At 36.6% G+C, this 6,000-nt stretch carries 7 protein-coding genes; 1 reads left to right on the top strand and 6 read right to left on the bottom strand.

Annotated features, from left to right (window positions below):
* Nucleotides 1-507: 507 nt before the first annotated feature.
* Nucleotides 508-771, bottom strand: coding sequence for a hypothetical protein (locus CUN59_RS05255; protein ID WP_104386846.1), 264 nt, complete (start codon nt 769-771; stop codon nt 508-510).
* A 99-nt stretch (nt 772-870) separates the two neighbouring features.
* Here CUN59_RS05255 and CUN59_RS05250 point away from each other — a divergent pair, with 99 nt between their 5' ends.
* Entirely contained in the window at nt 871-1,011 is a 141-nt protein-coding gene (locus CUN59_RS05250; RefSeq protein WP_438501801.1) for a M28 family peptidase, read from the top strand.
* Between the two features lie 34 nt (nt 1,012-1,045).
* On the opposite strand, the gene fabG is transcribed toward CUN59_RS05250, so the two are convergent.
* The 5 genes from fabG to arsM all read right to left on the bottom strand — a co-directional run bounded on the left by fabG (nt 1,046) and on the right by arsM (nt 5,725).
* A complete protein-coding gene (gene fabG, locus CUN59_RS05245; RefSeq protein ID WP_104386845.1) occupies nt 1,046-1,741 on the bottom strand; it encodes a 3-oxoacyl-ACP reductase FabG in 696 nt (231 codons plus the stop codon).
* Between the two features lie 151 nt (nt 1,742-1,892).
* On the bottom strand, nt 1,893-2,210 hold the full coding sequence (gene trxA / locus CUN59_RS05240) for a thioredoxin (RefSeq protein ID WP_104386844.1): 318 nt from the start codon (nt 2,208-2,210) through the stop codon (nt 1,893-1,895).
* A gap of 169 nt (nt 2,211-2,379) precedes the next feature.
* The gene (gene arsS / locus CUN59_RS05235; RefSeq protein ID WP_104386843.1) at nt 2,380-3,375 is read right to left on the bottom strand and encodes an arsenosugar biosynthesis radical SAM (seleno)protein ArsS; all 996 of its coding nucleotides are present in this window, start codon (nt 3,373-3,375) and stop codon (nt 2,380-2,382) included.
* 159 nt (nt 3,376-3,534) lie between these two features.
* Entirely contained in the window at nt 3,535-4,425 is an 891-nt protein-coding gene (locus CUN59_RS05230) for a hypothetical protein (protein WP_104386842.1), read from the bottom strand.
* Nucleotides 4,426-4,756: 331 nt separating this feature from the next.
* The gene (gene arsM, locus CUN59_RS05220; protein ID WP_104386841.1) at nt 4,757-5,725 is read right to left on the bottom strand and encodes an arsenosugar biosynthesis arsenite methyltransferase ArsM; all 969 of its coding nucleotides are present in this window, start codon (nt 5,723-5,725) and stop codon (nt 4,757-4,759) included.
* Nucleotides 5,726-6,000: the final 275 nt, after the last annotated feature.

The following is a 6,000-nucleotide window of genomic DNA, read 5'->3' as shown; positions in this document are numbered from 1 at the left end:
ACTATTGCCACCTTGGATTTAGATTTTCTTGCAGGTGTATGTGAGGGTTTAGAACAGGGGATTAGGAGATTTTAAAACTGAGGTTTGATATAATCCTTCCATATCTGCTTTAGCTGTTCTCCATCTGATTCATATATCTGACCATTTTTCAGCGATATTTAAAAAACTTTGGTTCTACCGTACTTGTTATGCTAAATAACCAGCCTGAAAGAGGGAACAGGGTAAAGAGGCAATATTTTGTAATAATGTTCAAAATTATGGCTTATTTCTTATGTATAACAAGCTTTCCGAAATTTTTTGGACTTGATTTTGCATATTAGGTACTGAAGAACCAAAACTTTTAGGATTTTCTAATAACCCAACCATAAATATTTTTTAATGTCTATTTGTCAGTATAATTACTAATATGTACACTACAGCACGGCGTAAACAAAACAACCGTTCTCAATCACTAAAAAGCTTATGCCATATTATTTTTGACTTTTGACTTCCGCCTTGCGGTACTAGTTAGTTCAATAGCCATCTGTAAACTCCAAAACAATCAACAAATATAAAGACAGAAGCAGCGTAAAAAATCATAACTTTATCTTTCAGCAAAATACTTGCTACTAATAATTGACTAGAACTCATGGCTAAAAAAATAAATCCATATCCACTAATTATTGTTTTTGATGCTAATAAAACTCCTCCGCATAACGCACATAAGCTACTAGATAATTTTAAAATCAACGAAATAGATAACTTTTTTTTGCACTTGCGTTGAGATAGCATATATTAGGACTCCTATAGAAAATAGAAGTTATGATGTTTTTTTGTTGCTAAGTTATCCTTTAGGATTAACAAGGATTTGAAAACAGTATAAATACGTAATTGATTATTTTAAATTTACCTGGTGCAACAGCAAGCCAGAAAACCGATTTACCACCTATTTTAATTGGCACTCACTATGATGGTGTACCTGGTACTGTAGCAGTAGATGATAATGCCACAGGTGTGGAGGTTTTATTATAATTTACCCCATCATAAAGCTACTCTTTGTAAGTTTTTAGAAACTACCATAAACAGGAATTGCTGCACCACGAACATCAATAGCAGCTTCTGAGGCTAAAAAACAAATAACTTGGGCAATAGATTCTGGTTTTACCCATTTATCAGCGTTTTCTGCACCCATAGCTGCCCTATTCGTGGGGGTATCAATGACACTAGGGAGGATAGTATTAGCAGTAATATTAGTATTTTTAGTTTCCTCTGCGATCGCTTTTGTTAGGGCTATTACCCCAGCTTTTGCCGCAGAATAAGCTGCTAACTGTGCCGCAGGTTCAGCACCAGCACGAGAACTTACAGTTACAATGCGTCCATAGCCATTTTCTAACATACTTTTGAGGCTATATTTACAGGTTAAAAAAGTTGTATTTAAGTTTAAATCTATCTGTTGTTTCCAATCATAAAAGCTGTAGTCTTGGGTTTTTCCCATAGAAAAACCACCGACTAAATGAATTAATACATCTACTTTTCCCATCCGAGTGACAAGTTTATCTACTGATGCTTCATCTTCTAAATTAGCAGGAATAAAATGAATTCTCGCAAAATTCGCAGGTGATATAATTCCCTTGAGCCGTTCTACATCTTTAGGATTACGATAAGGAATAGTGACATCTGCACCTTGGGCGATAACTGCGGGTGTGACACCTAAACCAAGTCCACCTGTACCACCTGTAAGTAAAACTTGTTTGCCTTTCATAAACAGATGCAATCCTTAAGTTATTCTTAATTCAAGATAGCGCGGATTTTGAATATCAATTTCATGATTTATCTTCCTATTCTCTATTCCTGACTATAGTAGAGACATGAAATATCACATCTCTACTCCCATTTCTAGATGCAATAATTCTTTACACAAATGATTTTAGATGCTGTACTAATTGTGGCGCTTGCATCACACCTTCAATTCTGTCTACAGGTTTTCCTTCTTTAAATAGAACCAGGGTAGGTAAGGCAAAAATTTGATACTGACTTGCTAAATTTTGATACTTTTCCGTGTCAATCTTCACAATACGTAACTTATCTTTCAATTGCAGATTAACCTGTTGTAAAATTGGAGTCATCATTTGACAAGGACCACACCAGTCAGCATAAAAGTCTACTAATACAGGTACATCTGAACCAGATAGCATTTCTTCAAAGCTGTTGAATTCTTTTTTAGTTGCCATAATACACACACAGATTTTTAATTGTTTCTTTTCATCTTAGTTCTTAGAATCTAAAATCTGTATATTTTTATATTTTTTTCGGAAAATCATCGGTCAATCAAAGAATTTAAATCCACGTATGTATATTTTGTCTGCATAACTGCGACTGCTAATCATCACAGATTAATTTTTATGAAGTGATACTAATAGCACCACCACAACTAGAACCACACCCCGCAGTACAACCATAGCAGTATTCAGCAGTTTGGATTTCACTAATTATATCTAAACTACCAACTTCTAACAATTTACTCACCGTCAAATTTTCACCCTTGCTGGTTTTGGCAGATAAATTCATCATTTGGTTAAAATCACAATCATAAACATTCCCTAAATAATCAACAGAAATTTGCTCACGACACATTAAACCATCAATTGTTTTAGGGTTAAAATGAGACTCTAAAAAACGTAAATATGTAGAATAAAGTTGTTTTCGTTCTAAATGAAACTTGGTTCTCCCCACAGGTATGTTAGTGATCGTAAAAAGGTGATTAAAAACAATAGCAAACTTTTCAGATAAAAACTTTTTATAAGCCTTTTCTAAATTTACTTGTTCGGGAGTTAAAGAAAAATCTTCACTATTTGGTAATTGAGGATTATACACCAAATCTAAAACTAAATTTGGGTTTTGACCATAACCTAATTTGTTCAACCATTGCAAAGATTGAATAGATTGATGAAACACACCATTTCCCCGCATCTTATCAACATTATCAGCTAAATAACAGGGAAGAGAAGCCACAATTCTGACTTGATTTTGAGCAAAAAAATCTGGTAAATCCTCAAATCCCTCCACAAAATAAATTGTCAAATTTGATCTCACAATGACCTCCTTACCTGATTTTCGAGCAGCTTTTACCAACGACTTAAAACCATAATTCATTTCTGGTGCGCCACCAGTTAAATCAACAGTTTTGATTTGGGGAAACTTCTCAATTAAAGTAATTAAATCTTGACAAACTTGCGGTGTGAGTTCCTCAGTTCTTTTCGGACTAGCTTCCACATGGCAATGATGACAAGCTAAATTACAACGCTTTCCCAAATTAATTTGTAAAACGTTAATTTCCTTTTTTGTTAAAGGTGAATTTAGCTGGTGATGAAAAGGGGTAATTGGTGTTTGTAACATAATAGATGTGAATATCTCTTCCTCTCTGTGTCCTCTGCTGTGGTTTGTTAAAAAAACTATATAAATTAACAACATCCTCGACCATCATAATACCAAGCCGTAACGCACCATTATCAAATTTACGGTGCGTTACGCTGTCGCGCACCCTACGTATCTGAACTATTTTTTCTTACCTACACCTAATAATCTGCTTGCACCTACGGTAGCCCATTCACGAGAACCTTTTGGTAAGGTGCGTTCGCAGGCTATTTGTGCTACCAATGTTGTTACAATACCTGCAACAACTCCCGCAGAAGTTTGTGGAACAACCATTGCACCAGCCGCTTTATCCATTGCTACGCATAATGAAAATGCAATACCATCTGTTAGAATTTGTTTATTCTTCTTACCAATGGCTTTTTGTACATCCGGTGAAGTCCATATTAATTCCACGAATGCCGCGGCTGTTAGGTCACAGGCTGTACCTAGTGATACAGCACTAACAGTCTCTTTAGCGGCAAGATATGTAATAGCAACACCGCTCAAAGGAGCAGTTGCAGCGGTCGTTGTTGCTACGCTGCTAGACTCTAGACGATATAACAATGCCGCAAAGATTTTACCTAATGCAGTACTAACACCAATTTGGCAAGCGTTTTTTTCAGCCCATTCTTTGATAAGTTCGCCGCCTTCTTCTATTGTTTCAACGCCTTTCTCTAGTACTTGTCCGGCAAGTTTGGCGCCTACTTCAATATCATTCATAGCAGCACCAGAAACCTTGGCCGCGGACATAGCGGAGATGGTCGTATTGGTATAGGCTTGTACGGACTTGCTGACCACTTCCTTGTTAATTGAGGTTACTGTATTTTTAGCTAAGTCTTCTGCTTCCTTGGTTAATTTACCGGAAGTATCAACAATGGTTTTACCAGCTACATTGATAGCTTTAGTTGTTTCATTTACCCCGGCATTAACTGCTTTAGTTGTTTCATTGACCGCATTATTAACTGCTTTAGTTGTTTCCTTTACCGCATTATTAAGGTCTTTACCTATCTTGTTGAATGGATTGGATCCCATGTTTATCTCCTTTTCTTGAAACTATCTTTTTTCTTTAAGTTTGAACTCAATGATGATACTGGCACAACTAGAAAAATTCCGCCAAGGTATCTAGGACTCGTTAGGGAAGTTGAGAGATACAGTATTGACAAGTCCAAGTATCTCATCATTTGTGAGTTTGTTACAAAGCCCAGTATGCCGACGGCAATGGTCAAGTATTTATGCAGGACTGCATGATAGTCGTCCACCGAAAAGGAGACTAATGAAGCTAGTATTTATAGGGTGCGTTACGCTGTCGCTAACGTACCCTACGTATTTGTTTCCTCTGTGGTTGGTTAAAAAAATAGATAAATTAACAACATCCTCCACCATCATAATACCAAGTAGAATCAGTAATTATAATTTCTTCAGGATTGACAACTGCTAAATTTTTAGCTGTTTTATCACAAACTGCGGCGGGAATTCCTCTTTGTAAAATATGCCCATTCTTATCATCGAAAAATTCTTCCTTACCTGCATAAATCGCTGTTTTACCAGTAAAAATACAAGCACCATCGGTCGGAATATCTACTTTAAAAGATACAGAATCGAGACTTTCTAACAGTAGATTTTCCGGTAATTGATAATTGTGTTTATCTAATAAGCGATAAGGACGACGGGCGCGAATTTCAACTTGTCCAAAACCAGCATTAATAATTAAGTTAGTATATTCTTGATATGTAAGTGCGCCGGATAAACAAAGAGCGCGTAAATGTTCATTTTGTTGTAAATGGGCAGGAATTGGACTTGTAGCAATGGGGTCACTCATCTGCAAGCGTCCACCTGATTTTAATACCCGATATGCTTCCTTTAAAGCGCGAGTTAAATCTGTCCGTTCAAAAATATTAAACAGACAATTTTGCGCTACCACATCTACAGAAGCATCAGGAACGGGTAAATTAAAAGCATCTCCCGGACGAATTTCAACAAAGCTAGGATCAAACCAAGGGTTTTCTGTTGCAGCAAGTTGTAAATTACGGGTTGCGGCTTCTCGCATAGCCGCCACTGGTTCAACAGCAATAACTGCACCAGGACGACGGGAAAAATAAGCAAATTGTAAAGCTTCTAAACCACCACCCACGCCAACATATAAAACTGTAGGTTCATTATTGAGTTCATTGTGATGCACTGTAGTTCCACAACCATAATTCATTTCCTGCATCGCTAGGGGAATTTTCAGCCCTGGTAGTTGTAAGGGTGTACTTTGGACACAACAAAGACCTATTTCTGGTGTTTGAGCAACTTGGCTGTAAAATTCGGCTGCGGTTTCTAAATAGGTCATAATCTCAAATTAGGGTTTATGGCTTGACTTTTACTGTGAGAAAGATTATTATACACAACTAATAGAAGGGGAGTAGCTCCTGGCAGTAAATCAAAATTTTCTGTTCAGTGTATCTAAGTCAACATACTGGTGATGAGCCTGGTTTAGATAGCGAATAAATAAAGTATTTGAAAGCGAGACCTTCACTGACTACACATTTAACTATGTGGAGTACAGTGAGGTTTAATGGCTCTCATTGATACTCCACACAGGTAAAAAATCCTTTAGGAGTTTGA

Origin of the sequence: Cuspidothrix issatschenkoi CHARLIE-1, assembly GCF_002934005.1 — a bacterium.
GTDB lineage: Bacteria > Cyanobacteriota > Cyanobacteriia > Cyanobacteriales > Nostocaceae > Cuspidothrix > Cuspidothrix issatschenkoi.
This window is presented reverse-complemented; position numbering and strand designations above follow the sequence as displayed.